Below are 26633 nucleotides of genomic sequence, written 5' to 3' on the forward strand. Positions count from 1 at the left end.
ACGGGCTATTGGCCCTCCCCCCCGCACCCCCAATCCCGGGAGGGCGTCGCTCCCGTTGGTCGCGACGCAGGCGCCCGCTCGCTCCGGGCCACGTCGCCAACAGGATCGACCCCAGCATCAGCACGAAGCCCGCACCGTGCACCGACGTGAAGGACTCACCCAGGACAAGCACCGCCAGCACCGCCGCCGTCGCCGGCAGGAACGCACTGAACACGCCCGCCACGCTCGCGGAAGCGCGCCGCAACCCGCCATACCACAGCAGCAGACACAGCACGCTCGCCGTCAGGCTGTGGAAAACGAGCAAGCCCGCGTTGAAAGCGCTCGCTGCGCCGGGCGCGAGCCATGGCAGTGATACCAGCGCGAACGGCAGCAACTGCCCCGCACTGAACACCTGCATCCAGAACGCCGCCGTGATCACGCCCACTCGCCCGGCATTCCGCTTCGCCAGCAGCACATACACTGCCTCGCCGATCACGCCGGCGAACACCAACGCATTGCCGAGGAGGGACCCCTCGCCGCCCTCGCCCGCGCGCACCGCGTTGATCGCCGCCATGCCGACACCGGCGAGCGCCGCCGCCGCCCAGCCGCGCCCGCCCAGCCGTTCGCGCAGCCACACCGCCGAGCCCACCGCCACCACGGCAGGCAGCGTCGCCAGCACCAGCCCACCCTCCAGCGCCGAGGTGAACCGCAACCCCGCCAGCAGCCCGGCGTTGTAGAGCGCCGTGCCGAACGCCGCCTGCCAGAACAGATTGCTCATCACCGCCCGCGACGACATCGCCGCCGGTCGCTCGATCAGGCGCTTCAGCGGCCACAGCACCACGCAGGCGAGCAGGCAGCGCAGGCACGCGATCAGCGGAATCGGCAGCGCCTCGGCGAGCAGTTTCGCCACCGGCACATTGGCGCCGACCAGCATCATCGACGCGGCGAGCATGAGATAGGCGACCAGCATCAGCGCCGACCCTCGCCCGCCCCGACGCCGCGTTCAATCCTGCGCCGCAACCTCGCGGTACGGGCTCGCCTCCTCGGCGATCTCCTCGATGCTGCGCAGCACCACCGGCCGCTCGCGCGCCAGGAACGCGCCGACCGCCTCCCGCAGCCCCTCATGCGCGATCCAGTGCGCCGAAAAGGTCGCCACCGGAAGATAACCGCGGCTCACCTTGTGCTGGCCCTGCGCCCCGGCCTCGACGCGCGCCACGCCATGTGCAATCGCGAACGCGATCGCCTGGTAATAGCAGAGCTCGAAATGCAGGAACGGCACCTCGCGCGCCGCACCCCAGTTGCGGCCATAGAGCGCATCGCTTCCGAGCAGATTGAGCGCGCCGGCCACGGGCGTCCCGTCGGGCTCCTCGGCCCACATCAGCACCACCTTCTCGCCGAGACGCTCGCCCAGCAGCGGCCAGAATCGGCGCGTCAGGTAGGCTTGCCCCCAGCGCTTGTCGACCGTTGCGCGATAGAAGCGGTGGAACACGTCCCAGTGCCGCGCGGTGATCTCGGCGCCGCGCAGCGGGTGGATGCGCAGTCCCTCGACGGCACGCGCGCGCTCCTTGCGGATCAGCTTCCGTTTGCGGCTGGCGAGCGTGCCGAGGAAATCGTCGAAGGTGGGGTAGCCGGCGTTCGACCAGTGGAACTGTATCCCGAGCCGCTTCAGGAATCCCTGCGCGCCGAGCGCATCCTGTTCGTCGCCTGAGCAGAACGTGACGTGCACCGAGGAGACGTCCAGGTCCTCACCCGCGCGGATCAGGGCGGAGACGAGCGCGTCGCGGTGGGCGGGGTCGCGGGCCAGCAGGCGCGGCCCGGGGACGGGGCTGAACGGCACGGCGCATTGCAGTTTCGGGTAGTAGCTGCCGCCGGCGCGCTCGAACGCGTCGGCCCAGCCGTGGTCGAACACGTACTCGCCGTAGGAGTGCGACTTCGCGTAGAGCGGCGCGACGCCGACGATGGCGCCGGTGTCGTCTCGCAGCACCGCGTGCTGCGGCAGCCAGCCGGTACGGGCGGAGGCCGAGCCGCTCTCCTCCAGCGCGGAGAGGAAGGCGTGCGAGACGAACGGGTTGTCGTCAGCCGCGCAGGCGTCCCAGTCGCCGGGCGTGATGTCGGCGATCCGCGGGAGAAGGGTCAGGGAGAACATCAGCAGAGAATTGGGGCAGGCCTGGGCGGCCGCAATCCGGCCACGCCGAAGTGGTGCTGATCGGGGTGCTCCGCCGTGTCGGGTCGTTGGAGCGGACGGCGGCGGGGAAGCTGGACGACTTTATGTGTGAGGTTCCGGCGGGGGGTTGACGGGATGGGGGTCGGTCTACCGGGAATCTCGTGTTCGGGGCCGTAGGCTGGAGCTGAAGGAGCCCGCGCCTGCCCCGCCGCAAGCCGCCTGCGGTCCCGGATGAGGGTCTGGACCGGCTGCTTGTCCGACTGCGACCCGCGCGCGCGGGCTGCTGACGGCGCTGTGCGATGGCGGCCGCGTGACACCGTCGATGCGGGATGCTTTCATTCCCGCCCCATGGACTTGCCGCTCCGCGCAGCCCCTCCCGCCGCCACGTCCCTGCTCGATGAGCCGTTCGTGGTGCTGATGCCGTCACGGCAGACCGCGCCGATCGTGTTCGCCTCGCCGCACTCGGGGCGCGACTACCCCGAGGTGTTCCTGGCCGACTCGCGGCTCGACCCCCTGACGATCCGCCGCAGCGAGGACAGCTTCGTCGAGGAGCTGTTCGCGGCCGCTCCGCTCGCCGGCTGCCCGCTGATCCACGCTCTGTTCCCGCGTGCCTGGTGCGACGTGAACCGCGAGCCATGGGAGCTCGACCCGGCGATGTTCGACGCGCCGCTTCCGGAATTCGTCAACGCGGCAAGCCCGCGCGTCGGCGCCGGCCTCGGCACGATCGCGCGTGTGGTCGCGACCGGCGAGGCGATCTATCGCCGCAAGCTCTCCTTCGCCGAGGCCGAGGGCCGGATTGCCGCGTGCTGGCGGCCCTACCATACGGCGCTCGCTGCGCTGATCGCGGACACGGTGCGCCAGTTCGGCTGCTGCCTGCTGGTCGACTGCCACTCGATGCCCGCGCAGGTGCCGCCGCTCGGCCGGTCGCGCGCCGCCGAGGTCGTCCTGGGCGACGCGCACGGCACGTCCTGCGCTGCGCTGGCGACGCGCCGGGTTGAGGAGGGGCTGGGTCGGGCGGGTCTGATCGTACGCCGCAACGAGCCCTATGCGGGCGGCTACGTGACGCGCCACTACGGCCGGCCGCGCGAGGGCGTGCACGCCTTGCAGATCGAGCTCGCCCGGGCGCTCTACATGGACGAGGCTCGGATCGAGCGTGGGCCCGGCTTCGCGACACTGCAGCGCGACCTCACGCGGCTGATCGAGGACCTGGCGCGCGCCGACTGGGCCGCGCTCCGCCCGTGAGGGTGCCCGATCCGGCGGTATTGCTCACGGTCCGTACCAGCCGCGAGGACGACGTTGCGGCGATCGCGGCGATCTACCGCCACCACGTGCTGACCGGGCTCGCGAGCTTCGAGGAGGCGCCGCCCGATCTGGACGAGATGACTCGGCGGCGGGCGGCGATCGTCGTGGCGGGCATGCCGTGGCTGGTCGCGACCGACCCGGCGGGCCTCGTCCTGGGCTACGCCTATGCCGGTCCGTACCGCCCAAGGCCCGGCTATCGCTACACGGCCGAGGACTCGGTCTATGTCGGACCGCGGGCAGTCGGGCGAGGGGTTGGGCGGGCGCTGCTAGCGGTGCTGGTCGACCGCTGCGAGGCGATGGGCTTCCGCCAGCTGGTCGCGGTGATCGGTGATTCCGGCAACGCCGCCTCGATCGGCCTGCACCGCGCCCTCGGGTTCGAGCGGGTCGGGCTGCTGCCCGCGGTCGGGTTCAAGTTCGGCCGCTGGGTGGACGGGGTGCTGATGCAGCGCGGCTTGGGACCGGGGGCAGCCACGCTGCCGGACCGCCCGCGGCCGGCCTGAGACCACAGAACCGAAAAAAAGAGGCCGCCCCTTTGGGGCGGCCAAGTTTAGGGAGGAAACGTCCAAGAAAGGCAGACAGCATGGCCGGAGCCACGATGCTGCGATGCACAAACTAAGCATTGGTGGGTTGGTCCGCAAGGTCTTTTTGCAGCGCAGCAAACGCAGCACCCCTCCGCTGTGCACGCATGGCGATGACGATCCCGTGAAGTGAGACTGGGCCATGCCCGCGTGGGTTGTTGGCACGGGGTGTGCCTCGGGAACGGCGACCGCATCGCCAGGACCCCGCTCGATGATGTTCCGCTTCGCCGCCCTGATCGTCGGCCTGTTCGCAGCCATGTCCCTCACCGGGTTTCCAGCGCACGGCACGCACGCCCTCGCGGCGGAGGACCCGGCCCAGCTCTGCCGCCCGGCGATCCGCGCCGCCGAGCGCGCGCACGGGCTGCCGGTCGCGCTGCTCTCGGCCCTCGGCCGGGTCGAGAGCGGGCGACGGGACCCGGAGAGCGGGTCGTTCGGGCCCTGGCCCGGGACCATCAATGCCGAGGGACGGGGGCAGTTCTTCCCCACCAAGGCGGAAGCGATTGCCGAGGTCCGCCGGTTGCAGGCACGCGGCGTCCGCTCGATCGACATCGGTTGCATGCAGGTGAACCTGATGTTCCACCCGCACGCCTTCGCCAGTCTGGAGGAGGCATTCGATCCGGCCCGGAATGCCGACTACGCCGCGCGCTTCCTGGTCGAGCTTCAGCAGAAGGCGAACAGCTGGCTCCAGGCGGCGGCGCACTACCATTCGCACACCCCCGAATTCGCCGAGGCCTATCGCCGGCGGGTCGTGGCGGCCTGGCCGGAGGAGAGCCGGCTCGCTGCACAGGCGCAGCGCGAGACCCTCATCGCCGCCTGGCATGCCCGGCCGGCGACGGTGCCGGGTGGTCCCGGGCGGGTGATGTCGATGGCGCCGACCGGGCGCGTCCAGGCGCAATCGGGCGGGCGCGACCTGTCGGCCTATCGGGCCGCGCCGATCCCTCTGGTCGGGCGGGCGCTGACACCTGTGCGGCTTCGCCGCTGACACGTCATGACACTTGAACGCGTCAAGGCGCATTCGCTACTGTCGGCCAACGACGCAGGTCATGCCCTGGAGGGAGACCGTTCATGCGTATCCTCGCCGTCGCGGCATTCCTTGCGGCCCTCAGCGTCCCGGCCCTGGCCGGGCCATGCGGCGCTCCGCCGCCGCCGGTCAATACCTCGTCGCTGCCCGCCGCTCCGGCGGCCGGCTGACGCGCGGCCTCAGCCGTCGGTGAGCCGCCGCAGCATCCCTGCGGCGGCCGCATCCAGCATCGTGCCCTCGTCCAGCCCGTAGAGGCGGTAGAGCGAGGGGATGTCGCCCGCCTGACCGAACCGATCGACGCCGAGCGGCTCCACCCGATGACCATGCACGCCGCCGAGCCAGGCGAGGGTGGCAGGGTGCCCGTCGAGCACCGTCACGATCGCGGCGTCCGGCGCGAGCGGGGCGAGCAGGGTCTCGATCCAGGCCTCGGCGCGCTGGCCGCCGCGGCGCGCGCGCGCGGCGCGCAGCCAGTCGCCGTGCAGCCGGTCGGGGCTGGTGATGGCGAGCAGGCCGGCGCCGGGAACGTCCTCGCGCACCGCCTCCAGCGCGGCGAGCGCCTCGGGTACGACCGGCCCCTGGACGGCGAGCCCCAGCGGCGCGCCCGGCTCGGGCGGCACCAGCCAGTAGCCGCCGCGGATCACTGCCTCGCTGTCCAGTGGCCGCTGGTGCTGCGCGATCGCGCGCGTGGACAGCCGGAGCCATACCGACGAGCCCTCCGGCGCCTGCATGTGCGCGAAGCCCCAGGCCATGATCGCGGCGAGCTCGTCGACGAAGGCCGGCTCGTAGAACGCCAGCCGGTCCTGGCCGATGCCGATCAGCGGCGTATAGACCGACTGGTGCTGCCCGCCCTCGGGCGCGAGCGTGATCCCCGACGGGGTCGAGACGAGCATGAACCGGCTGTCCTGGTAGCAGCCATACATCAGCGAATCGAGGCCACGTCCGACGAAGGTGTCGTAGACCGTGCCGATGGGCAGCAGGCGCGCGCCGTTCAGGTCATGGCTGAGCCCGGCGGCGGCGAGCAGCAGGAACAGGTTCTGCTCGGCGATGCCGAGCTCGATGTGCTGGCCCTCCGGCGTCATCACCCATTTCTGGGCCGAGGCGACCTTCTGGTCGCGGAACACGTCATTGCGGAGCGACCGGCTGAACACGCCGCGCCGGTTCACCCACGGCCCGAGCGAGGTACTCACGGTGACGTCCGGACTCATCGTCACGATGCGCGCGGCGAGCGGCCCGAGCGCGCCCTGGCCGCGGCCGATCTCCGACAGGATCTGCCCGAACCCCTCCTGGGTGGACACCTTCCGGCCCTCGGGCGGGCGCGGATGCGGCAGGGAGGCGGGCGTCGGCACCGGCGGGCCGGAGAGCCGGCGGCTCCCCTGCCCGCTCGCAAAGGGCGCGGCGGCCAGCAGGGCGCGCGCCTCCTCGGCGAGCGGACCGAATCCGGCGAAGGGTTCCCATTCCTGCCCCGGTTCGATGCCGTTCGCGGCGCGGAACGCCTCCATCTGCTCCCTGGTCATCAGCCCGGCGTGGTTGTCCTTGTGCCCGGCAAAGGGCAGGCCCATGCCCTTGATCGTGTAGGCGATGAAGGCGGTGGGCTGGTCGGTCGTGGCAGCCGTGCGCAGCGTGTCGAGCACCAGCCCCATGTCGTGCCCGCCGAGGTTGGTCATCAGCGCGGCGAGCGCATCGTCCGACATCGGGTCGATGATCGCGCGCAATCGACGGTCGCGGCCGAGATCGGCGTGCAGCGCCTCGCGCCAGGCGGCCCCGCCCTGGAAGGTGAGCGCGGCGTAGGTGCTGTTGGGGCAGTCGTCGATCCAGGACCGCAGCGCCGCGCCGCCTGGGCGGGTGAAGGACGCCTCCAGCTTCCGCCCGTATTTCAGCGTCACGACGTTCCAGCGCATGTCGCGGAACAGGCCCTCGATGCGGTGGAACAGCCGGTCGGGCACGATCGAGTCCAGCGACTGGCGGTTGTAGTCGATGATCCACCAGACGCCCTGCACGTCGTGCTTCCAGCTCTCGAGCAGGGCCTCGTAGATGTTGCCCTCGTCGAGCTCGGCATCGCCGACCACGGCCACCATCCGCCCCGGTCGCACCCCCTCCGGGGCGAGCCCCTTCAGCCGCACGTAGTCGCGCATCAGCGCGGCGAAGTTGGTGATCGCGACCCCGAGCCCGACCGAGCCGGTGGAGAAATCGACATCGTCGCCGTCCTTGATGCGGCTGGGATAGGGCTGGATGCCGCCGATCGCGCGGAACTTCTCGAGCCGTTCGCGGGAGACGCGGCCGAGCAGGTACTGGATCGCGTGGAACACGGGGCCGGCGTGCGGCTTCACCGCCACCCGATCCTCCGGCCGCAGCACGTCGAGATAGAGCGCGGTCATCAGCGTCGCGACCGAGGCGCAGGAGGCCTGGTGCCCGCCGACCTTCAACCCATCGAGATTGGGGCGAAGGTGGTTGGCGTTGTGGATGATCCAGGACGAGAGCCAGAGGATGCGCCGCTCCAGCGCCTCCAGCACGGCGACCCGGCGCGCGTCATCCCGCGCCTCGGCGATCGTTCGCAGCCCGTCGGCCATCACGTCATCCCCCGCCTCACACCCAGCCGCGCGCGAGGCGCTTCATCGCCGTCGAGGCCGCGCGCTTGCCCTCGCCGACATAGGCCTCGTGGTTGGTCTCGATCGCGTCGCGGTCATAGAGGTAGTTCACCATCAGCCCGGCACTCTCCTTGATCCCCTTGTCCGAGAGGTCGGCCAGCCAGTTCAGCCGTTCGGCGCGCGCGCCATTGGTCAGGTGGAAATGCGCCACCGGATCGCGCGCCCGGCCGCGCCCGTCGCTCTCGCCGAGCAGGTAGCGCGCGCAGAGCCGGCTGAGCACGGGCCGGACAGCCTCGGCAAGCGCGGCATCGCGATGCCAGCCCCGCCGGGCGAGCAAGCGGGCGAGCGGCGGTGCCTCCTCGACCGCGGCCTCGCCCTGCGCGGCCAGCACCACGCCCAATGCCTCGTCCTCGTCCTCGGAGAGCAGCCGGTCGCCGGCGGCGACCTTCTCGTCGATCCAGCGGCGGAACCCCGGGATCGGCGAGAGCGTGGCGAACGCCTTGAGGTTGCGGAACTCGGCCGAGAGCTTGTCCACCACCTGCTTGATCAGGAAGTTGCCGAAGCTGATGCCGCCGAGGCCGCGCTGGCAGTTGCTGATCGAATAGAAGATCGCGGTGTCGGTCTGCGCGGGGTCGAGAACCGGCGCCTTCTCGTCGAGCAGGGCGTGGACGCTGTCGGCGAGCCCCTTCACCAGTGCGACCTCGACAAAGATCAAGGGCTCGCCCTCCATCGCCGGGTGGAAGAAGGCGTAGCAGCGGCGGTCGGAGTCGAGCCGGTTCTTGAGGTCGCGCCAGCCACGGATCTCGTGCACCGCCTCGTAGCCGACCAGCTTCTCGAGCAGGGACGCCGGGCTGTCCCAGTCGATCCGGTGGAGTTCGAGGAACCCCACGTCGAACCAGGCAGCGAGCAGGGTGCGGAAATCGTCGTCCAGCGCGGCGAGGGCGGGGTCGGACCGGGCATGACGCACCAGCTCGGCGCGCATGTCGACCAGGAACTTCACCCCCTCGGGGATGGAGGTGAACTGCGTCAGCAGCCGCACGCGGGGCGCCTCCAGCGCGCGGCGCAGCCGGGCGAGCGCCTTGGCGCGCGCCGGCGCGTCCTCCGCCTCAGCGGCGGCCTTCAGCGCGGCCTGGAGCATCGTGGGATCGGCGTCGAACGCGGCCAGCGTACGCAGGAACGCCGCGCGGCCCTCGGCATCGGCGGCGAGATAGGCCTGGGCGAGCCGGGCCGAGCGGGCGCGCGCCGAGACCTCGCCGCCCTTCGCCTCCAGACAGGCGCGCATCTGGTCGGCGATCTCGGCGCCCTCGGCCGGTCCGCCGGCGACGTCGCGCCAGGCGGTGAGCAGGCGCCTCAGCGCCCGATCGAACAGGCCGCCTTCCGCGGCTGCGGTGTCCATGGACCCTCCTGACCCAGCGGCGCAAGACTACACCGCCGCAAGCACACCCGGCAGATGGTCGGGCAGGTCCTCGGCGATCAGGTATGCGCCAGCGCGGCGGGCCGCGGCGGCGTGCGCCCAGGCGGCCGCGCAGCCGGCCTCCCAGGCGGGCACCCCTTGCGCGATCAGCGCGGCGGCAACGCCGGCCAGCACGTCGCCGGTGCCGGCGGTCGCCAGCCAGGGGGGCGCATCCGCGGTGATCGCGGCGCGCCCGTCGGGCGCGGCGATGATCGTGTCGCTGCCCTTCAGCAGCACCGCGCCGAACAGCCGCTTTGCTGCTGCGCACGCCACGCCGAGCCGGTCGCCGGCCGGCGCGCCGAACAACCGGGCGAACTCGCCCTCGTGCGGGGTGACCAGCGCGGCACCGGCGAGCGCCTCGGGCGCGCCGCGCAGCGCGTCGGCATCCGCGACCAGGGTCCGGCCGGCTGCCAGGATCGCGGCGGCGGTGGCGGGGGCGCGCATCCCCCCGCCGGGCCCGACCAGCCAGACCTGCCGGCGCAGGTCGCCGAGCAGCTCCGCCACGGGGGCCTCGACCACGATCACCCCCGGATCGCCCGCCCGACACGCTGCCGCCGAGACGCGGTCGGGACAGGCGATCGTGACCAGCCCCGCGCCCGCCCGCCGCGCCGCGCGCGCCGCGAGCCGCGCCGCCCCGGTCATCGCCTCGCCCGCGACGATGGTCAGCGAGCCCCGGCTGTACTTGTGATCCCCCGGCCCAGGTTGGCGCAGCACGGCGCGCCAGACCGCCGGGTCGTTGCGGACCCGCCGCGGGGCGATCGCGCCCAGGACCGTTTCCGGAATGCCGATCCCGGCGCAGACCACCTCGCCGCAGAGATCGCGTCCGGGGCGCAGCAGGTGCCCGGGCTTGAGCCGGAAGAAGGTCACGGTGAGCGCGGCCTGCGGGGCGGTGCCAAGCACGGCGCCGGTGTCGCCCGCGACCCCGGACGGCAAATCGACCGCGACCACTGGGGCACGGCAGGCGCTGAAAGTCTCCGCGGCCGCGCCCTCGACCGGACGGGCGAGGCCGGCACCGAACACCGCATCGACGATCAGGCCCGCACGCGCCACGGCGGCAGGCGCGAGTGTCTCGACCGGACCGTGCCAGCGCGCGGCCGCCAGCGCTGCATCGCCGGCGAGCCGGTCTCGGGCGCCGAGCAGGGCAACGCGCACCGGCCAGCCCGCCGCCTCCAGCCGCCGCGCGACCACGAACCCGTCGCCGCCGTTGTTGCCCGGTCCGCACAGCACCACCGTCGGGCTTGGACGGAAGCGCCGGCGGATCGCCCGCTCCACCGCGCGACCCGCGTTCTCCATCAGCACGATGCCCGGCACGCCGCCGGCGATCGCGGCCGCGTCGGCACGCGCCATCTCGGCGACGCTCAGGAGCTCCGGCGGCGGGCGGGTTGATTTATTCATCGAGCCGAAGATAGCATCCGGGTCCGTCCAGGGAGGGAACCGCCATGACAACGAAGATCGAGCGTTCGGTCCAGGAACTCTATGCCGACGATCCCGAGCGCGGAGATGCGATCGCGTTCGGCCGGCGCGGCGCGCTGAAGGGCGCAAGTCTCGCTGCCATCGGCGCGGCGGTGGGCGCCTCGGTTCCGTTCGCGGGCACCATGCCGCGCGGGCTGATCCCGGCTGCGCTGGCGCAGGGTGCCGGGCCTGCGCTGCTGCGGATCGACGGCAAGGAGCCGCTGATCAACCGCGGCGAGCGCCCGCTCAACCTCGAGACACCTGAGCACCTGCTCGACGACGACGTCACCCCGGCCGACAGAATGTTCGTGCGCAACAACGGCAATCCGCCGGAGCCGGTGGCGGACTGGCGCGCGGCCAAGCTGAAGATCGAGGGCGAGGTCAATTCGCCGCTGGAGATCACGGTCGGCGATCTGATGGCCCGCTTCCCGAACGTCACCCACCAGCTCACGATCGAATGCGGCGGCAACGGGCGCAGCTTCTTCGTGCCCGAGACGCGCGGCAACCAGTGGCAGAACGGCGCGGTCAGCTGCGCGCGCTGGACCGGCGTACGGCTGAAGGACGTGCTGCAGGCGGCCGGCCTCAAGCCCTCGGCGGTCTACACCGCCCATTACGGCACCGACGTGCACCTCTCCGGCGACCCCAACCGGCCCACCATCAGCCGCGGCGTCCGCCTGGAGAAGGCGATGGAGGATCACACCATCATCGCCTGGGCGATGAACGGCGAGCCGATCCCTCTGATGCATGGCGCACCGCTGCGCCTGGTCATTCCCGGCTGGGCCGGCAGCGCCAGCCACAAATGGCTGAACCGCATCGTCATCCGCGACAGGGAGCATGACGGTCCGGGCATGACCGGCCTCTCCTACCGCATGCCCGTCACGCCGATCGTGCCCGGCAGCAGCCATGACGGCCGCGGCTTCCGCATCCTCGAGGATATGCCGGTGCGCTCGGTCCTGACCAACGTGCCGAACGGCGCCCGCCTGCCCGCCGGCACGCGCACGCTGGCGGCGCGCGGCAAGGCCTGGGCGGGCGAGAAGACCGTCAAGGCCGTGCATGTCTCGCTGGACTATGGCGCCACCTGGACGGCGATGCAGGTCGCGGCGCCGGCCAACACATACGCCTGGCAGGTCTGGAACGGCTCGGTGGCGCTGCCCTCCGACGGGTATTTCGAGGTGTGGTACCGCGCCACCACCAGCGACGACGTCATGCAGCCGCACGCGCCGGCGAACTGGAACCCGGCCGGCTATGGGGCGAACCCGATCAGCCGCGCGGCGATCCTGGTCGGATGAGGCTCGGCGTCGCTGCGGCGGCGCTGCTGCTCGGTCTGGGCGGGGGAAGCTTTCCTCCGCCTGCCCTTGCGCAGGCGCCCATGGAGATCGAGGGCGCGATCGAGGAGATCGACGTGCTGCCGGAGGGCGAAGGGCGGGACGAGACGTTCTATGCCTGCACCGCCTGCCACAACACGCGACTGATCCGGCGCAGCGGCTTCACCCGCCAGCAGTGGGACGACCTGATGGACTGGATGGTGACGCAGCAGAGCATGCAGCCGCTGGAGCCGGGCGAACGGAAGATCATCGTCGACTACCTCGCCGAGCACTTTCCGCCGCGGCGCACGCGGCCCGGCTTCACCAACCCGTTCCTGGGCAACTGACGCCGATCTTGCGCACGCCGGCGCGCGGGGCAGACTGAGGCGATGCATGTGCTTGTTCTCGGCGCCGGCGTGATCGGCGTCGCCGCGTCCTGGTACCTCCGGGAGGCGGGCTGCGAGGTCACCGTCATCGAGGCGCGCGAGGGGCCGGGGCTGGAGACCAGCTTCGCCAATGGCGGGCACCTCTCCGCCGCCTCCGGCCCGTGGGCCGCGCCTGACGTGCCGGGCAAGCTGATCCGCTGGATCGGCCGCGAGGATGCGCCCTTGCTCCTGCGCCTGCGCTGGGACACGGCGCTGTTCCGCTGGGGCGCGCGCTTCCTCGCCAACTGCGCGCCCGCGCGCTACGCCGCGAACACGGAGGCGATCGGCGCGCTCTGCCGGCTTTCGGCGGCGGAGACCATGGCGCTGCGCGACCGGCTCGGCATCAGCGACGAGACCAACCGCGCGGGCGTGCTGACAATCTACGCGACCGAGAAGGATCTCGCCGGCGCGGAGGCCAAGCGCGCGCGGCTCGGCGAGGCGGGCATCGCCGCCGAGGTCGTCGATCGGGCCGGCATTATCCGGATCGAGCCGGCGCTGGAGCAGGCCGCGCCGCGCTATGTCGGCGGGCTGTTCGCCGCCGAGACCGAAACCTCCGACTGCCACCTGTTCACCGCCGCGCTCGCCGCGCACGCGGCGGACGCCGGCGTGGCGTTCCGTTACGGCGCGCGCGTCGCCGCCGTGACCGTCGCGGCGGGTCGGGCGAGCGGGGTGACGCTGGAGAGCGGCGAGACGGTATCTGCCGATGCGGTGGTGCTGGCGGCAGGCTCGTGGTCGCCCGTACTCGCGCGCGGCCTCGCGCTTCGGGTCCCGGTCTATCCCGGCAAAGGGTATTCCGTCACCGTGCCGATCGCCGGGCGCAACGGCGCGCCGCGCATGGCGGTGGTGGACGAGCACGCCAAGCTCTACATCGCGCGCTTCGCCGACCGGCTGCGCGTCGCCGGCACGCTGGAGCTGGCCGGCTGGGACAAGACACCCTCGCCCGCCCGCCAGGCGGCCACGCTCGCGAAGATGCGCGCCCTGTTCCCCGACGGCGGCGACTACACGCAGGCCGCGCACTGGACCGGGCTCCGGCCGATGACGCCGGATGGGCGGCCGCTGCTCGGCCCGACCACCGTACCCGGGCTCTGGCTCGACACCGGCCATGGGCCGCTCGGCTGGACCATGGCCTGCGGCTCCGGGCGGCTGCTCGCTGAGATGGTGACGGGGCGGAGGCCGTCGATCGACCCCGCACCCTACGCACTGTCGCGCTTCTGAGCTTGGTCCGCCGCGAGTCCCCGGGATAGCCTGCGCCGATGGTCGCGGTCGTGATCACGGTGGCCCAGCAGAAGGGCGGCGCGGGCAAGACCACCCTGGTTGCGCAGCTTGCCGCCGCGCTGGCCGCCGGGCGGCGCGTCGCCGTGCTGGACATCGATCCGCAGGGCAGTCTGACGCGCTGGCACGCGGCGCGGAAGACCGCGCTGAAGGCGGCAGCCGCCGGGCTCACCTTCGCCGGCACCGCGGGCTGGCGGCTCGGGGCCGAGATCGAGCGGCTGAAGCCCGCGCACGACCTGGTGCTGATCGACTCGCCGCCGCACGCCGAGACCGAGGCCCGGCTCGCGCTGCGCGCCTCGGATCTCGTGCTGGTGCCGTTGCAGCCAAGTCCGCTCGACCTCTGGGCCACCCGGCCCACGCTCGACCTCGCCACGGCGGAGAAGCGCGAGGCGCGGGTGGTGCTGAACCGCGCGCCGGTGCGCGGCCGGCTGCTCGACGCGACCCGCGCGGCGCTCGCGCGCGACGGTGCGCCGCTGCTCGATGCGTCCTTGGGCAACCGCAGCGCCTTCGCGATGGCGATGGCGGCCGGGCTCGGCGTCACCGAGAGCGCGCCCAAGGGTCTCGCCGCCGAGGAGGTGCGTGGGATCGCCGCCGCGCTCAGGCCCTGGATCGGAGACCGCGCATGACCGTCACGGTGCTGTACATCCTGCACCTGCTCGCCGCGATCCTCTGGGTCGGCGGGATGGCGTTCGCGATCCTGGTGCTGCGGCCGAGCCTCGCGGTGCTGGAGCCGCCGCAGCGGCTCGCCCTGCACGCACAGGTGTTCCGGCGCTTCTTCCTGATCATCTGGCACGCCATGCCGATCGCGCTGCTGACCGGCTGGGCGATGCTGTTCGGCTGGTATGGCGGGTTCCGCGATTCCGGCTGGCACGTGCACCTGATGAATCTGACCGGGTTCGTCATGGGTGTGGTGTTCGTCGCGATCTGGTTCGGCCCCTATGCCGCGTTCCGCCGCGCGATGGCGGAAGGGAACGGGCCCCACGCGGCCAAGGCCGTGCACCGCATCCGCACGCTGATCACGGTAAACCTTGTCCTCGGCCTGGTGACCAGCGCCGTCGCGGGCTTCGGGCGGTGGGGGATCTGAGGGAGATTGCGATGCTCCGTCTCGCTCCGGCGACGCTGCTTGCCGCCGTGCTCGCCGCTCCCGCCCTGACGCAGACCGGGCCGGGCGATCCGGTGCAGGGACGCACGATCGCCGAGCGCTGGTGCGCCTCATGCCACCTGGTCTCGCCCCGCCCGGTGGGGCCGGTCGGCGACGGCGCGACGACGTTCCAGAGCATCGCCGAGAGGGCCACAACGACAGCGCTCTCGCTCAGGGTGTTCCTGCGGACCCCGCACGGCCGGATGCCCGACCTCAACCTCAGCCAGGCCGAAACCGACGATCTGATCTCCTACATCCTGAGCCTGCGCCGGCGATGAGGCGCCTTCGGACCCTGGCGCACCGCACGCCGACGCAACGCGGCCGCCTTCGCCGTCTCGTTGTTCGACCGTCTCCTTGCGTCCCTGCGCAGTGGCACCGGCGGTGCGTGAGCAGACGCACCCTGCGCACGACTACCCCAGCGGCACCAGCCTGATCCGCCGCCCCTGCGCCGCCAGCGCCACACGCCCCGCCTTCAAGGCCAACGCGTCCTCGCCGAAGACCCGCCGCCGCCAGCCGTGCAGCGCCGGGATATCGGGCGCGTCCTCGCCGGCAAGCCGGTCGATGTCGTCGGACGCGGCCACCAGCTTCTGCGCCACGTGGTGCTCGTCGCACTTCGCCGCGAGCAGCACCTTCAGCAGCGCCACCAGCGCCGGGCTGGGGCGCACGCCGTTGCCACGCTCCGACGCCTCGGGCAGCGCGCTCTCGGGCAGCGCCTTGGCCTCGGCGATCGCGGCGAGCAGTGCCGCGCCAGCCTTGCCCTCCGCCACCGAGCGCGGAAAGCCGCGCGCGCGCGCGAGTTGCATCGGATCCACCGGCGCCTGCGCGGCGATCTCCAGCAGCGTCTCGTCCTTCACCAGCCGCTGGCGTGGGATGTTGATCCGCTGCGCCTCGCGCTCGCGCCAGGCCGCCACCGCGCGCAGCACGGCCAGGAATCGACGGTTGCCGCTGCGGCTCCGCAGCCTGATCCACGCCTCCTCGGGCTCGGTGCGATAGGTCGCCGGTTGCGCCAGCGCCGCCATCTCCTCCGCCACCCACTCAAGCCGCCCCTCCCGCTCGAGCCGCGCCTTCAGCTTCTCATAGACGCGCCGCAGATGTGTCACGTCGGCCGCGGCATAGGCCATCTGCTGCTGGGAAAGTGGCCGGGCGGACCAGTCGCTGAAGCGGAACGCCTTGTCGATCGAGGCACCGGCAAGCGCGCCCACCAGGGCGTCATAGCCCACCTGGTCGCCGAACCCGGCCACCATTGCCGCGATCTGGGTGTCGAACAGCGGCGTCGGCACACGCCCGGTCCGCAGCACGAAGATCTCGATGTCCTGCCGCGCGGCGTGGAACACCTTGGTCACAACCGGGTTGTCGAACAGCGCATAGAGTGGCGCGAGGTCGATCCCCGGCGCCTGCGCGTCGATCACGGCGACGTCTTCGGGCCCCGCGATCTGCACCACGCAGAGCTCGGGCCAGTAGGTGCGTTCGCGCATGAACTCGGTGTCGACCGTGACGAACTCGGCCGACGCGAGCCGCTCGCACAGCGCGGCCAGCGCCTCGGTGGTCTCGATCAGGACAGGCGGGGGAAGGGCGGCCGTGGCGGGGACGTTCATACCAGCCCCGCTTCTACACGCGGGGCCGCGCCGCACCAAGCGGCACGGCTGCCCTCCCTCCCGCGGCGGCGGCGGGGGGAGGGTTGGGGCAACGGCGGCCGATCCACGGCGCCCGACCCAGGCTCGCATCGCGCGCCTCCGTCTCGGCTCCAGGGCAGAAGCGGCGGATGGGTGGTCCTGCCACGGGTTGTGGAGAGTGCGCTCATCCGGCGCATCGCCCTCACCCTGCTCCGCGCCCGAACGCGGTGGCCCCGGGTTCCGCTCATGCACCGCTTGATTTCGCCCCTGCGCGGGAATAGGCATGGGGCGCGGGAAGACCCGCCCTCGTGATTTGTCCGGCCGGCTTGCGGCGAGGTGAAACAAACGCGACGGGGGGCGATGGAGGTGCATCGCCGCCCGGCTAAAGAGGCCAGTGAACGGCGTGCCGTTCGCGTCTCCCAGGGCCGGACCCAACGGTGAGAGAGGGTCCGATGACCGAACATCCCCGCCTGACCTATGCGCCGACGCGCCGTGCCGCCACCACCGCGGTCCGCGGCGGGCTGATGCGCAGCCCTCACGGCGAGACGTCGGAGGCGCTCTACCTCACCTCGGGCTTCGTCTATGACAATGCGGCGCAGGCCGAGGCGACGTTCCTCGGCGAGGCTGACCACTACCAGTACAGCCGCTTCGGCAACCCGACCGTGACGATGTTCGAGCAGCGCCTGGCCGCGCTCGAAGGCGCGGAGGCGTGCCGCGCCACCGCGACCGGCATGGCGGCCGTGAACGCCGCGCTGCTCGCGCATCTGAAGGCCGGCGACCGCGTGGTCGCGAGCCGCGCGCTGTTCGGCTCGTGCCACTGGATCGTCTCGACGCTGCTGCCGAAGTTCGGCATCAAGACCGTGTTCGTCGACGGCACCAACATCGTGCAGTGGCAGCAGGCGCTCTCCTGGCCGACCAATGCGGTGCTGCTGGAGACGCCGTCGAACCCGTGCCTCGACATCATCGACATCGAGCGCGTCGCGGCGCTGGCGCACGACGCGGGGGCGGTCGTGATGGTGGACAACGTGTTCGCCACCCCGTTGCTGCAGCGCCCCATCGAGTCGGGTGCCGACGTGGTGATCTACTCCGGCACCAAGCACATCGACGGCCAGGGACGCTGCCTCGGCGGCGCGGTGCTCGGACGCAGGCAGTGGATCGAGGAGACGCTGCAGCCGTTCATCCGCAACACCGGCCCCGCGATCAGCCCGTTCAACGCCTGGATCATGCTGAAGGGGCTTGAGACCCTGCCGGTGCGGCTGGAGGCGATGTGCCGCTCGGCCGCGCGCATCGCCGACCATCTCGCGGGCGAGCCGGGCGTGATCCGGGTGCTCTATCCCGCGCGCAGGGACCATCCACAGCATGCGTTGGCGATGCGGCAGATGTCCGCGGGCGGCACCGTGGTGAGCTTCGACCTCGCCGGCGGCAAGGAGGCGGCGTTCCGCTTCATGGACGCGCTCTCCCTGATCGACATCAGCAACAACCTCGGCGATGCGAAGAGCCTGGCGACGCACCCCGCCACCACCACGCATATGCGCATCGGCGCCGAGGAGCGCGCGCGGCTCGGCATCGGCGACGGGATGGTGCGGCTGTCGGTCGGGCTCGAGGACGTGCGCGACCTGATCGACGATCTCGGCCGTGCGCTGGCCGCCGCGAGCCTTGCCCGCGCGGCCGACTAGCCAGGTCTTGCGCCGGGTCGCCGCGATGGCAGAGTCACGCGATCGATCCGGAAGGACTGGTCAATGACGATCGAGATCTGGCTCGCCTTCGTCGCGGCCTCCGCGGTGGTGCTCGCGATTCCGGGCCCGACCATCCTGCTGGTGATCGGCCAGTCGCTCGGCGCCGGGCGGCGCGGCGCCGCACCGCTGGTCGCCGGGGTGGCGCTCGGCGACCTCACCGCGATGACGCTGTCGCTCGCCGGGCTCGGCGCCGTGCTCGCCACCTCGGCGACCGCTTTCACCATCGTGAAGTGGCTCGGCGCGGCCTATCTGGTCTGGCTTGGCGTGACGCTGTGGCGCGCGAAGGTGCCAGAGCAGGGAGCGGCACCGGTCGCGTTGCCGGCGGCACGCGCGATGCGCGATGCCTATGTGGTGACCGCGCTCAACCCGAAGAGCGTCGCCTTCTTCGTCGCCTTCGTGCCGCAGTTCGTGGCCGCCGGGGCCGCTTTCGCGCCGCAGGCCGCGATCCTGATCGCGACCTTCGTCGTGCTGGCGGCGGCGAACGCCGCAGTCTACGCGCTGCTCGCCGGCCGGCTCGCGGGCACGGTGCGCCGCCCGGCCGTGCGCCGGCTGGTGAACCGCGCGGGCGGAACGATGCTGATCGGCGCCGGGGTCGCCACCGCTGCAATGCGGCGCATCTGAGGCATGGCCGGCACAGGTGTCTACACCGAGGTCACGCGCGGCATCCGTGTCAGCGTGCGCACGCAGTTCCTCGATGAGCAGTCGGCCCCCGACGAGAGCCGCTTCGTCTGGGCCTATCGTGTCACGATCGGCAATGAAGGCGGCGAGACGGTGCAGCTGCTGCGCCGCACCTGGACCATCACGGATGCCGCGGGGCGCGTGCAGCGCGTGCACGGGCCGGGCGTGGTCGGCGAGCAGCCGGTGCTGGCGCCGGGCGAGCAGTTTGAGTACACCTCGGGCACGCCGCTCGGCACGCCGTCAGGGTTCATGGCCGGGCTCTACCATATGGTCGTGCGCGACACCGGCGAGATGTTCGACGTGGTGATCCCCACCTTCTCGCTGGACAGCCCGCACCAGCCGATCCGGCTGCACTGACGATCAGAGATAGCGCGCGCGGACGTCCACCGAGGACTCGTTCCCGATCCGGTCGAACGAGGATGTGAGCCAGGCGCGCGCCGCCTCGCGGCCAAGCTCGCGCAGTTCGCTCAGGAAGCCGATATCGCCGTTGAACTTGGTCGAGACGTTGAACCGCGCCATCGCGTCCTCGGCGTTGATGCTGTGGATGTTCAGTCGCTTGTAGCGCGCAGGATCGACGGCACCCTGATCCAGCAGCTTCTGCACGAAGGCGATCGCGCGCATCTCCGACATCAGCGCGGTGTTGAAGCTGATCTCGTTGATCCGGTTGATGATCTCGGGCGCGGTCGCGGGCACGTCGGGGCGATGGATCGGGTTGATCTCCACCACGACGATGTCGGGCGCGGTGCAGTGGTAGACCATCGGCCAGAGCGCAGGGTTGCCCATGTAGCCGCCGTCCCAGTACGCCTCGCCCTCGATCTCCACCGCGCGGTAGAGATGCGGCAGGCAGGCCGAGGCGAGCAGCGCGTCGATCGTCACCTCGCGCTCGGTGAACACGCGGTTGCGCCCGGTGCGCACATTGGTGGCACTGATGAACAGCCGGTGCTGCGTGCAGCCGTGCAGGGTGCCGGGATCGACGAGGTCCTCGATGATGTCGCGCAGCGGATTGAGATCGAACGGGTTGAACTGCATCGGCGCCAGCGTGCGCGTCACCGCATCGAAGGCGAGGTAGCCCGCGGTGAAGGTCAGATCGTAGCCGTACAGGAAGCGCTCAACCGGGTTCGGCCGGAGCGCCGAGCTCGCGAAGGCGTCGGCGATCCGGCTCCAGAAGTCCGCGAGCTTTCCGCGCGCGGCGTCCCGTCCGCCCTCGACCAGCCCCTGCACCACCAGGGCCGCATTCATCGCTCCCGCGGAGGTGCCGGAGAGGCCGTCGAAGGTGAGCCGTCCATCCGCCAGCAGATGATCCAGCACGCCCCAGGTGAACGCCCCGTGAGCACCCCCGCCCTGCAGCGCGACATTGACGGTCTTCGTGTTCGCACCCGCCGCGCCCGGCTTCGGCGCGTCGCGCGGGATCAAGGCACGAAGCTCGACGGCGGCGTTGTCGGCGGCGTTGTCGGCGGCGGCGTCGACGACGGGGTTGGTGCCGGTGGGTCGGTCCGGCGCAGTCCGCCGAACGCGCCGGGGTCGAACGCCGGGAACCCGGGCATCCGCCCCGCCTGGCGCCGGCGCAGCGGCGCATCGGAGCCGGCGCCGAAGGTGATGCGGAGACCGATCAGGCCGATCAGGTACCCGTCCGGGCCGCCGGCGCCGTCGATCGTCAGGCCCATGTTGCGTGGCAGGAACGGCGGCACCCACTCCAGGTTGGCGAAGCCGACCGCGCGCCTGTTCTGGCCACCGACGCCTCCGGTGAGGCCGAGATCGTCGCCGGCGTAGAACGAGACCGCGCCGACGCCGAACAGGCCCGACCGGATGCCGACCGAGCCGCGGTCGCCGACCAGGTAGCCGGTCTCGCCACGGAGCGTGAACGCGCCGAGATGATACTCGCCGCGGAGGCCGTACCGGCGTTGCAACAGATTCTCCTTCTCGGAGGCCTCGATGAACACCCCCGCGAGCCCACGCGCCGGCGACGACCACCAGAGCTGCAGGCGCCCGCCCTTGCCGTCCGAGCCGCCATAGGCGCTGCCCTGGCCCTCGCCCTGGACGGTCAGGCCGGGGCCGAAATCGAGCGACAAGGTGCCGTCGAGCAGGCCGGCGCCGGTCTGTCCGGCCGTGTTGCTGTCGGCACCGCCACCGCGCGGCCAGAGCGAGCCGCCGAGCGCGTCGAGCAGCAAGCTGTCCTGGGCCGCGGCCGGCGGGACGGTGAGGCTCAACGCAAGCGCAAGGCAGGTCCAGCGGCGCATCGTGTCCTCCACGGAGCCTCGGCTCCGGATAGACCCGAGGGCGCCGCCAGCGCAAGCGCGCCGTGACCGGCCCGTCAGCCGAGCCGGCGCAGCAGTGAGACGATCCGTTTGGTCATCGGCGCGAACAGCTTCGGCACGAACGCCTGGCCGGCGGCGCGCTTGCTTGCCTCGGACAGCGTCGGGTAGGGCGCGATCATGCCGGCCACCGTCGAGAGCTTCGTGCCGGTCGTGATCGCGAGCCCCCACATCCCGATCATCTCGCCCGCGTGCGGGGCGAGGATGCCGGCGCCGAGGATCTTCCCCTTCGGCGTGGCGACGACCTTGACCAACCCGCGCGTGCTTCCCTCGGTGATCGCGCGGTCGTTCTCGGCGAGCGGCCAGCGCAGAATCACGAGGTCGCGGTGCCCGGCCGCGCGCGCCTCCTCCTCGGTCATGCCGACCTGGGCGAGTTCCGGCTCGATGTAGGTCACGCGCGGCAGGGCGGCGTAGTCGACTTTGGCCGGCAGGCGGAACAGGGCCGAGCGGATCACGATCCCGGCGTGGTAGCTGCCGACATGGGTGAACTGGCGCGGTCCGATCCCGTCGATGTCGGCGATGTCGCCGATCGCATACACCTTGCGGTTGCTGACGCTGCGCAGACCGCGATCGACCTTGACACCGAGCTTCGTCGTCTCGATCCCGGCCTGGCCGAGATCGAGCGTATCGAGATTGGGCCGACGCCCGGCCGCGACCAGCAGGTGGGAACCCTCGATACGCTCCTCGCGTCCCTCGCCCGCGTCGAGCACGACCACGATCGCGCCCTCGCCACCCTCGACGCGCGCGATCTTCACGCCGTCGCGCAGCACGATCCCCTCGTCCTTGAGCGCGAGCAGCGCGCCCTCGGCGAGCTCCGCGTCGTCGCGGCCGAGCATCCTGGCGACTTCGAGCACCGTGACCTCGGAACCGAGTCGGCGATGCGCGAAGGCCATCTCCAACCCGATCGGGCCCCCGCCGATCACGAACAGATGGCCCGGGCGGACGCGGTTCTCCCACAGCGTCTCGTTGGTGAAGTGGGGCACCGTGTCGAGCCCGGGGATCGGCGGCACGGCGGCGCGCGCGCCGGCCGCGACGACGACGCGCCGCGCCTTCAGCGTCATGCCGTTCACCGCCACCATGTCACGGCCGGTGAAGCGCGCCTCGCCGCGGATCACGGTCGCGCCGAGCCCGGTGAAGCGCTCCTCACTGTCGTTCGGCGCGATCTCGGCGATCGCGTGGTGCACGTGATCGAGCACGCGCGAGAACTCGATCTGCGGCTGGCCGGCGGTGACACCGTACCGCGGCGCGGCGCGGATCGCGGCGGCGTGGTGCGCGGCGGCGAGCAGCGCCTTGGAGGGCACGCAGCCGAAATTGAGGCAGTCCCCGCCCATGTGGTTGCGCTCGATCAGCGCGACCGGCACACCGAGCTGGGCGGCGACCGCGGTGACGGACAGCCCCGCCGCGCCGGCGCCGATCACGACCAGGTCGAACTCGCGGCGCTCAGGCATGGGACTTCTCCGCGCGGCGCGCGGCGATCCGGCGCCAGATGACAGGGATGAGGGACAGGAGAGCGAGGCCGATCAGCGGCAGCAGCACGCCCGGCGAGAGGATCACGCCGAGATCGGGCCGGCCACCGGCAGCGAGGATCTCGCCGAGCCCGGCGCCGATGCCGGCAAACACTGCGGTCGCCGGAATGATCCCGAGGAAGGTGCCGAGCGCATAGGGGCCGAGCCGCATCCCGACCAGCGCGGGGGCAAGATTGACCAGCCAGAACGGGAACAGCGGCACGAGGCGCAGCACGAGCAGATAGGACAGCCCGTCGCGTTCCAACCCTGGCCGGACCTTGTCCAGCACCGGCCCGGCCTTGCGCGCAAGCAGCTCGGCGAGCGCGTAGCGCGCGGCGAGGAACAGCAGCACCGCGCCCGCGGTCGCACCGAGCACCGACAGCACCGTGCCCCAGAGGTGCCCGAACAGCAGCCCGCCCGAGAGGGTCAGGAACACCCCGCCGGGCAGGGAGACCGCGACGGCGGCGGCATAGACGGCGAGGAACGCGACCCCCGTCAGCACCGGGTTGTCGCGCACCGCCCGGGCGAGCGCAGCGTGGTTCGCGGCGAGCGCCTCGGCCGACAGATGCCGATCCAGCCCGAGCACGAAGGCCAGGGCAATCCCGGCGCCGATCAGCGCCAGGGGCCAAAGCCGCATCCACCCGGGGCGCGCGGGCGCCGTTCCATCAGCGGTCATGATCAGCGTGTCCCTCTCCGGCAGGCTGCCCTCGTTTCGCCGCGCGCCGCGTGATGGTTTCCCCGCTGCCGCGCCTGACGCAGTGGTGAGGTGTGGTTCCCCGTCATTGACGCTGCCCGGCACCACTGGCTATACGCGTCCGATCGACCGGGGCGCCGCATGGAATTCATGCGGTTGCCGTGCATTGTTGCGCCCCGAACAGGAGTACCACCCGTGTCCAAGCGCACCTTCCAGCCGAGCAAGCTCGTCCGCAAGCGCCGCCACGGCTTCCGTGCGCGCATGGCGACGCCGGGGGGCCGCAAGGTGCTCGCGGCGCGCCGCGCCAAGGGCCGCAAGCGCCTCTCCGCCTGAGCTCCCGGATCGGGTGCCCGGCACGCAGAGCCCGCGTCCTGCCCGGCTGACACGGCGCGCCGAGTTCCTTGCCGTCGCCGCGAAGGGACGCAAGCACGCCATGCCCGGAATGCTCGTCCAGGGTCTGAAGGTCGAGGGGCGGCCGGGCATGCGGCTGGGCTTCACCTGCTCGCGCAAGATCGGCAATGCGGTGGCGCGCAACCGCGCCCGCCGGCGGCTGCGTGCGGCCGCCGATCAGGTGCTGCGCCCTGGCCCGGCGGGCTGGGACGTCGTGCTGGTGGGCCGGGCCGCAACGCTCGAGCGGCCGTTCCCGGCGCTGGTCGAGGACCTGCGCACGGCGCTGGCCCGGCTCGGGGCCGCGCCGTGAGCCCGCTTGCGCATCTGCTGCGCGGGGCTGTGGTCACCTATGAATGGACGCTCCGGCCCGTGATCGGCGCGAACTGCCGCTTCGTGCCGTCGTGCAGCGCCTATGCCAAGGAGGCGATCGTCACCCACGGGGCGGTGAAGGGCGCGGGGCTTGCCGCCTGGCGCGTCCTGCGCTGCAACCCCTGGTGCGCGGGCGGGCACGATCCGGTGCCGCGACGCTGCGACGCGCCCGACAAGGACGGATGATGGTCGACCAGAAGCGCCTGATCCTCGCGATCGCGATCTCGATCGCCATCCTGTTCGTCTTCGAGGTGCTGTGGAACCAGCCGATCCGCGAGGCGGAGCGCGCGCGCCAAGCAGAGATCGCGGCGCTGGCCGAGATCGAGGCGGAGCAGGCGCGCGGGGCCACGGCCGGTGCACCGCTCGCCTCGCCCGTGCCCGGGGTCGCGCCGACGGCACCGCGGCCCGCCACCACGCCGGCTTCCCTGCGTGTGCGGATCGACAGCCCGGACGTGGTCGGCTCGATCAACCTCGTGGGCGCGGTGATCGACGATGTCACGCTGCGCCGCTTCGGCGTCACCCCCGACCCGGACAGCGAGCGCGTGCGCGTGCTGGAGCGGCGCGGCAACCCTGAGGCCTACTACGCCCAGTTCGGCTGGAGCGCGATCGGCTCGGACGTGCAGGTGCCGCCGCCCGATGCGGTTTGGCAGACCTCGGCGACGGTGCTCGGTCCCGGACGGCCGGTCACGCTGTTCTGGGACAACGAGCGGGGTCAGCGCTTCGAGATCGCGATCGGCATCGACGACCATTTCCTGTTCACGATCGAGCAGCGCGTGATCAACAGCGGGGCGGCGACCGTCACGGTAAACCCCTGGGGCCGCCTGCGGCGCGAGCACACGCCGCCGACCGAGGGGTTCTTCATCCTGCACGAGGGGCTGGTCGGCGTGTTCGGCGGACGGCTGACCGAGCAGTCCTACACGAGCGCCAAGGACGAGGCCGAGAAGCAGGGCGGGGCCTCGTTCACCCATGAGGGCCGCGGCGGCTGGGCCGGCTTCACCGACAAGTACTGGCTCGGCGCGCTGATCCCCGACCAGGGCCAGGAGACGGCGTTCACCTGGCGCGTGCCGATGGAAGGCGGGCAGCCGCGCTACCAGATCGATTTCCTCGCGGGCACCAAGACGATCGGGCCCGGGTTGCAGACCACCACGCGCAGCCACCTCTTCGCTGGTGCGAAAGAGGTGCACCTGATCGACCGCTACGCCGCCGCCCTGAGGGTCGAGGGGCTGGACAAGGCGATCGACTGGGGCTGGTTCTACTTCCTGACGCGCCCGTTCTTCGAGGCGCTGCACTGGCTTGGTGAGACGACCGGCAACTACGGCGTGGCGATCCTGATCTTCACCCTGTTCCTGAAGGCGCTGTTCTTCCCGCTCGCCAACAAATCCTACAAGGCGATGAGCAAGATGAAGCTGCTCGCGCCGCAGATGCAGGAACTGAAGGAGAAGCACAAGGACGATGCGGCCAAGCTTCAGCAGGAGATGATGGCGCTCTACAAGCGCGAGAAGGTCAATCCGGTCTCGGGCTGCCTGCCGATTATCCTCCAGATCCCGGTGTTCTTCGCGCTCTACAAGGTGCTGTTCGTCACCATCGAGATGCGCCATGCGCCGTTCTTCGGCTGGATCCAGGACCTCTCGGCCAAGGACCCGACCAACATCTTCACCCTGCTCGGGCTGATCCCCTGGGACCCGACCGTGATCCCGATCCTCGGGCCGTTCCTGCATCTCGGCATCTGGCCGATCCTGATGGGGATCACGATGTATCTCCAGCAGAAGCTGAACCCGACACCGCCCGATCCGGTGCAGCAGAAGGTGTTCATGCTGCTGCCCTTCGTGTTCACCTTCATGCTCGCACAGTTCCCGGCCGGGCTGGTGATCTACTGGTCGTGGAACAATCTCCTGTCGATCGCACAGCAATGGGCGATCATGCGCAAGGTCGCGCAGCAGCCGCCGGCGCCGACCAAGACGTGACGGTGTCGGGCGGTCTCGCCGAGGCAGCGGACGAGGCCTCCCGTGCGGCGCTGATCGAGGCGGGGCGGGTGCTGTTCGCGGGCGAGGCCGCGTTCGTCCACGCCGCGCAGACGCTCGACCAGCTGCCCGCGGTGCGCGGACCCGAGGTGGCGTTCGCGGGTCGTTCGAATGTCGGCAAGTCGTCCCTGCTCAACGCGCTCACCGGAAGGCGCGCGCTGGCACGCGTCTCGGCCACACCCGGGCGAACGAAGCAGCTCAACTTCTTCGACCTCGCCGGCAGGCTGACGCTCGTCGACATGCCGGGCTACGGCTACGCCGAGGCGGCGAAGAGCGTGAAGGAGGCGTGGCAGGGGGCGATGTTCGGCTATCTGCGTGGGCGCCCTACGCTGCGCCGCGTGGTGCTGCTGATCGACGCCCGCGTGGGGTTCAAGCCGGCCGATGAGGCGGCGATGACCCTGCTCGACGAGGCCGCGGTCGCCTACCAGCTGGTGCTGACCAAGACCGACAAGCTGAAGCCGCCGGCACTGGCCGCGATCGCCGCGACGACAGCGGCGGTCGCGCGCGCCCACACCGCAGCGCATCCGCTTGTCCTCGCGACCAGTGCCGAGACCGGCGTCGGCATCCCCGAACTCCGCGCGGACCTGGCCTCGCTCGCCCTGCCTTGACCGCGCGCCGGACCGGCCGCTAGAGCCCGCC

27 protein-coding genes and 1 riboswitch are annotated in these 26633 nt (G+C 71.7%); of the genes, 17 read left to right on the forward strand and 10 right to left on the reverse strand.

Annotated elements, in window-relative coordinates; translation table 11 throughout:
- Both ACTIFU_RS08565 and ACTIFU_RS08570 read right to left on the reverse strand, forming a co-directional pair.
- Positions 1 to 949, reverse strand: a 949-nt coding sequence (locus ACTIFU_RS08565; RefSeq protein WP_439577884.1) for a DMT family transporter, incomplete at its 3' end; no start/stop codon positions are given.
- A 33-nt stretch (positions 950 to 982) separates the two neighbouring features.
- Positions 983 to 2125 carry a GNAT family N-acetyltransferase gene (locus ACTIFU_RS08570; protein WP_439577885.1) on the reverse strand — a complete coding sequence of 381 codons (1143 nt, stop codon included), beginning with the start codon at positions 2123 to 2125 and terminating at the stop codon, positions 983 to 985.
- Positions 2126 to 2491: 366 nt separating this feature from the next.
- Between ACTIFU_RS08570 and ACTIFU_RS08575 the strand changes: the two genes are divergently transcribed.
- The 3 genes from ACTIFU_RS08575 to ACTIFU_RS08585 all read left to right on the forward strand — a co-directional run bounded on the left by ACTIFU_RS08575 (position 2492) and on the right by ACTIFU_RS08585 (position 5005).
- The gene (locus ACTIFU_RS08575; protein ID WP_439577886.1) at positions 2492 to 3385 is read left to right on the forward strand and encodes an N-formylglutamate amidohydrolase; all 894 of its coding nucleotides are present in this window, start codon (positions 2492 to 2494) and stop codon (positions 3383 to 3385) included.
- Positions 3382 to 3945: a GNAT family N-acetyltransferase gene (locus ACTIFU_RS08580; protein WP_439577887.1), complete on the forward strand. Its 564-nt coding sequence runs from the start codon at positions 3382 to 3384 to the stop codon at positions 3943 to 3945. The genes ACTIFU_RS08575 and ACTIFU_RS08580 overlap by 4 nt, the downstream gene beginning before the upstream one ends.
- 289 nt (positions 3946 to 4234) lie before the next feature.
- Entirely contained in the window at positions 4235 to 5005 is a 771-nt protein-coding gene (locus ACTIFU_RS08585) for a lytic transglycosylase domain-containing protein (RefSeq protein WP_439577888.1), read from the forward strand.
- A gap of 218 nt (positions 5006 to 5223) precedes the next feature.
- On the opposite strand, the gene ACTIFU_RS08590 is transcribed toward ACTIFU_RS08585, so the two are convergent.
- The 3 genes from ACTIFU_RS08590 to ACTIFU_RS08600 are packed head-to-tail and all read right to left on the reverse strand — an operon-like array spanning position 5224 to position 10429.
- Positions 5224 to 7611, reverse strand: coding sequence for a transketolase (locus ACTIFU_RS08590; protein ID WP_439577889.1), 2388 nt, complete (start codon positions 7609 to 7611; stop codon positions 5224 to 5226).
- 16 nt (positions 7612 to 7627) lie between these two features.
- Positions 7628 to 9025 (reverse strand): malonyl-CoA decarboxylase, encoded by a 1398-nt coding sequence (locus tag ACTIFU_RS08595; protein WP_439577890.1) that lies wholly within the window; start codon positions 9023 to 9025, stop codon positions 7628 to 7630.
- 27 nt (positions 9026 to 9052) lie between these two features.
- On the reverse strand, positions 9053 to 10429 hold the full coding sequence (locus ACTIFU_RS08600) for an NAD(P)H-hydrate dehydratase (protein ID WP_439577891.1): 1377 nt from the start codon (positions 10427 to 10429) through the stop codon (positions 9053 to 9055).
- 92 nt (positions 10430 to 10521) lie between these two features.
- Here ACTIFU_RS08600 and ACTIFU_RS08605 point away from each other — a divergent pair, with 92 nt between their 5' ends.
- The 6 genes from ACTIFU_RS08605 to ACTIFU_RS08630 are packed head-to-tail and all read left to right on the forward strand — an operon-like array spanning position 10522 to position 14954.
- Entirely contained in the window at positions 10522 to 11823 is a 1302-nt protein-coding gene (locus ACTIFU_RS08605) for a sulfite oxidase (protein ID WP_439577892.1), read from the forward strand.
- Positions 11820 to 12185, forward strand: a complete 366-nt coding sequence (locus ACTIFU_RS08610; RefSeq protein ID WP_439577893.1) for a hypothetical protein — start codon at positions 11820 to 11822, stop codon at positions 12183 to 12185. The genes ACTIFU_RS08605 and ACTIFU_RS08610 overlap by 4 nt, the downstream gene beginning before the upstream one ends.
- 42 nt (positions 12186 to 12227) lie before the next feature.
- Positions 12228 to 13478, forward strand: a complete 1251-nt coding sequence (locus ACTIFU_RS08615) for a D-amino acid dehydrogenase (RefSeq protein ID WP_439577894.1) — start codon at positions 12228 to 12230, stop codon at positions 13476 to 13478.
- A 38-nt stretch (positions 13479 to 13516) separates the two neighbouring features.
- Positions 13517 to 14161, forward strand: a complete 645-nt coding sequence (gene parA / locus ACTIFU_RS08620) for a ParA family partition ATPase (RefSeq protein WP_439577895.1) — start codon at positions 13517 to 13519, stop codon at positions 14159 to 14161.
- On the forward strand, positions 14158 to 14619 hold the full coding sequence (locus tag ACTIFU_RS08625; RefSeq protein ID WP_439577896.1) for a CopD family protein: 462 nt from the start codon (positions 14158 to 14160) through the stop codon (positions 14617 to 14619). Before parA ends, ACTIFU_RS08625 begins: the two co-directional genes overlap by 4 nt.
- An 11-nt stretch (positions 14620 to 14630) precedes the next feature.
- Complete coding sequence (locus tag ACTIFU_RS08630; RefSeq protein ID WP_439577897.1) at positions 14631 to 14954, forward strand: c-type cytochrome; 324 nt, start codon at positions 14631 to 14633, stop codon at positions 14952 to 14954.
- A gap of 132 nt (positions 14955 to 15086) precedes the next feature.
- Here ACTIFU_RS08630 and rnd read toward each other — a convergent pair whose 3' ends face one another.
- The gene (rnd, locus tag ACTIFU_RS08635; RefSeq protein WP_439577898.1) at positions 15087 to 16271 is read right to left on the reverse strand and encodes a ribonuclease D; all 1185 of its coding nucleotides are present in this window, start codon (positions 16269 to 16271) and stop codon (positions 15087 to 15089) included.
- Between the two features lie 313 nt (positions 16272 to 16584).
- A riboswitch (SAM riboswitch) is annotated at positions 16585 to 16656 on the forward strand.
- A gap of 85 nt (positions 16657 to 16741) precedes the next feature.
- Here rnd and metZ point away from each other — a divergent pair.
- The 3 genes from metZ to apaG all read left to right on the forward strand — a co-directional run bounded on the left by metZ (position 16742) and on the right by apaG (position 19060).
- Positions 16742 to 17965: an O-succinylhomoserine sulfhydrylase gene (metZ, locus tag ACTIFU_RS08640; protein WP_439577899.1), complete on the forward strand. Its 1224-nt coding sequence runs from the start codon at positions 16742 to 16744 to the stop codon at positions 17963 to 17965.
- Between the two features lie 63 nt (positions 17966 to 18028).
- Positions 18029 to 18646 (forward strand): LysE family translocator, encoded by a 618-nt coding sequence (locus tag ACTIFU_RS08645; protein WP_439577900.1) that lies wholly within the window; start codon positions 18029 to 18031, stop codon positions 18644 to 18646.
- Between the two features lie 3 nt (positions 18647 to 18649).
- Entirely contained in the window at positions 18650 to 19060 is a 411-nt protein-coding gene (gene apaG / locus ACTIFU_RS08650) for a Co2+/Mg2+ efflux protein ApaG (protein WP_439577901.1), read from the forward strand.
- A gap of 3 nt (positions 19061 to 19063) precedes the next feature.
- Here the strand turns inward: apaG and ACTIFU_RS08655 are convergent, their stop codons facing one another.
- From ACTIFU_RS08655 to ACTIFU_RS08670, 4 genes are all read right to left on the reverse strand, one after another.
- Entirely contained in the window at positions 19064 to 20116 is a 1053-nt protein-coding gene (locus ACTIFU_RS08655) for a patatin-like phospholipase family protein (protein WP_439577902.1), read from the reverse strand.
- Positions 20113 to 20940, reverse strand: coding sequence for a hypothetical protein (locus ACTIFU_RS08660; RefSeq protein WP_439577903.1), 828 nt, complete (start codon positions 20938 to 20940; stop codon positions 20113 to 20115). The genes ACTIFU_RS08655 and ACTIFU_RS08660 overlap by 4 nt, the downstream gene beginning before the upstream one ends.
- A gap of 74 nt (positions 20941 to 21014) precedes the next feature.
- Complete coding sequence (locus ACTIFU_RS08665; RefSeq protein WP_439577904.1) at positions 21015 to 22463, reverse strand: dihydrolipoyl dehydrogenase family protein; 1449 nt, start codon at positions 22461 to 22463, stop codon at positions 21015 to 21017.
- A complete protein-coding gene (locus ACTIFU_RS08670) occupies positions 22456 to 23196 on the reverse strand; it encodes a TVP38/TMEM64 family protein (protein ID WP_439577905.1) in 741 nt (246 codons plus the stop codon). Before ACTIFU_RS08670 ends, ACTIFU_RS08665 begins: the two co-directional genes overlap by 8 nt.
- A gap of 213 nt (positions 23197 to 23409) precedes the next feature.
- Here ACTIFU_RS08670 and rpmH point away from each other — a divergent pair, with 213 nt between their 5' ends.
- Genes rpmH through yihA form a run of 5 tightly spaced genes read left to right on the forward strand, consistent with a single transcriptional unit; the run spans position 23410 to position 26602 of the window.
- Entirely contained in the window at positions 23410 to 23547 is a 138-nt protein-coding gene (gene rpmH, locus ACTIFU_RS08675) for a 50S ribosomal protein L34 (protein ID WP_019016486.1), read from the forward strand.
- A 13-nt stretch (positions 23548 to 23560) separates the two neighbouring features.
- Positions 23561 to 23914, forward strand: coding sequence for a ribonuclease P protein component (gene rnpA, locus ACTIFU_RS08680; RefSeq protein WP_439577906.1), 354 nt, complete (start codon positions 23561 to 23563; stop codon positions 23912 to 23914).
- A complete protein-coding gene (yidD, locus tag ACTIFU_RS08685; RefSeq protein ID WP_439577907.1) occupies positions 23911 to 24159 on the forward strand; it encodes a membrane protein insertion efficiency factor YidD in 249 nt (82 codons plus the stop codon). The genes rnpA and yidD overlap by 4 nt, the downstream gene beginning before the upstream one ends.
- A complete protein-coding gene (gene yidC / locus ACTIFU_RS08690) occupies positions 24159 to 25937 on the forward strand; it encodes a membrane protein insertase YidC (protein ID WP_439577908.1) in 1779 nt (592 codons plus the stop codon). Before yidD ends, yidC begins: the two co-directional genes overlap by 1 nt.
- Positions 25934 to 26602 (forward strand): ribosome biogenesis GTP-binding protein YihA/YsxC, encoded by a 669-nt coding sequence (gene yihA, locus ACTIFU_RS08695; RefSeq protein ID WP_439577909.1) that lies wholly within the window; start codon positions 25934 to 25936, stop codon positions 26600 to 26602. Before yidC ends, yihA begins: the two co-directional genes overlap by 4 nt.
- The last annotated feature ends 31 nt before the right edge of the window (positions 26603 to 26633 follow it).

This window comes from Elioraea sp. (genome assembly GCF_051860475.1).
GTDB lineage: Bacteria > Pseudomonadota > Alphaproteobacteria > Acetobacterales > Acetobacteraceae > Elioraea.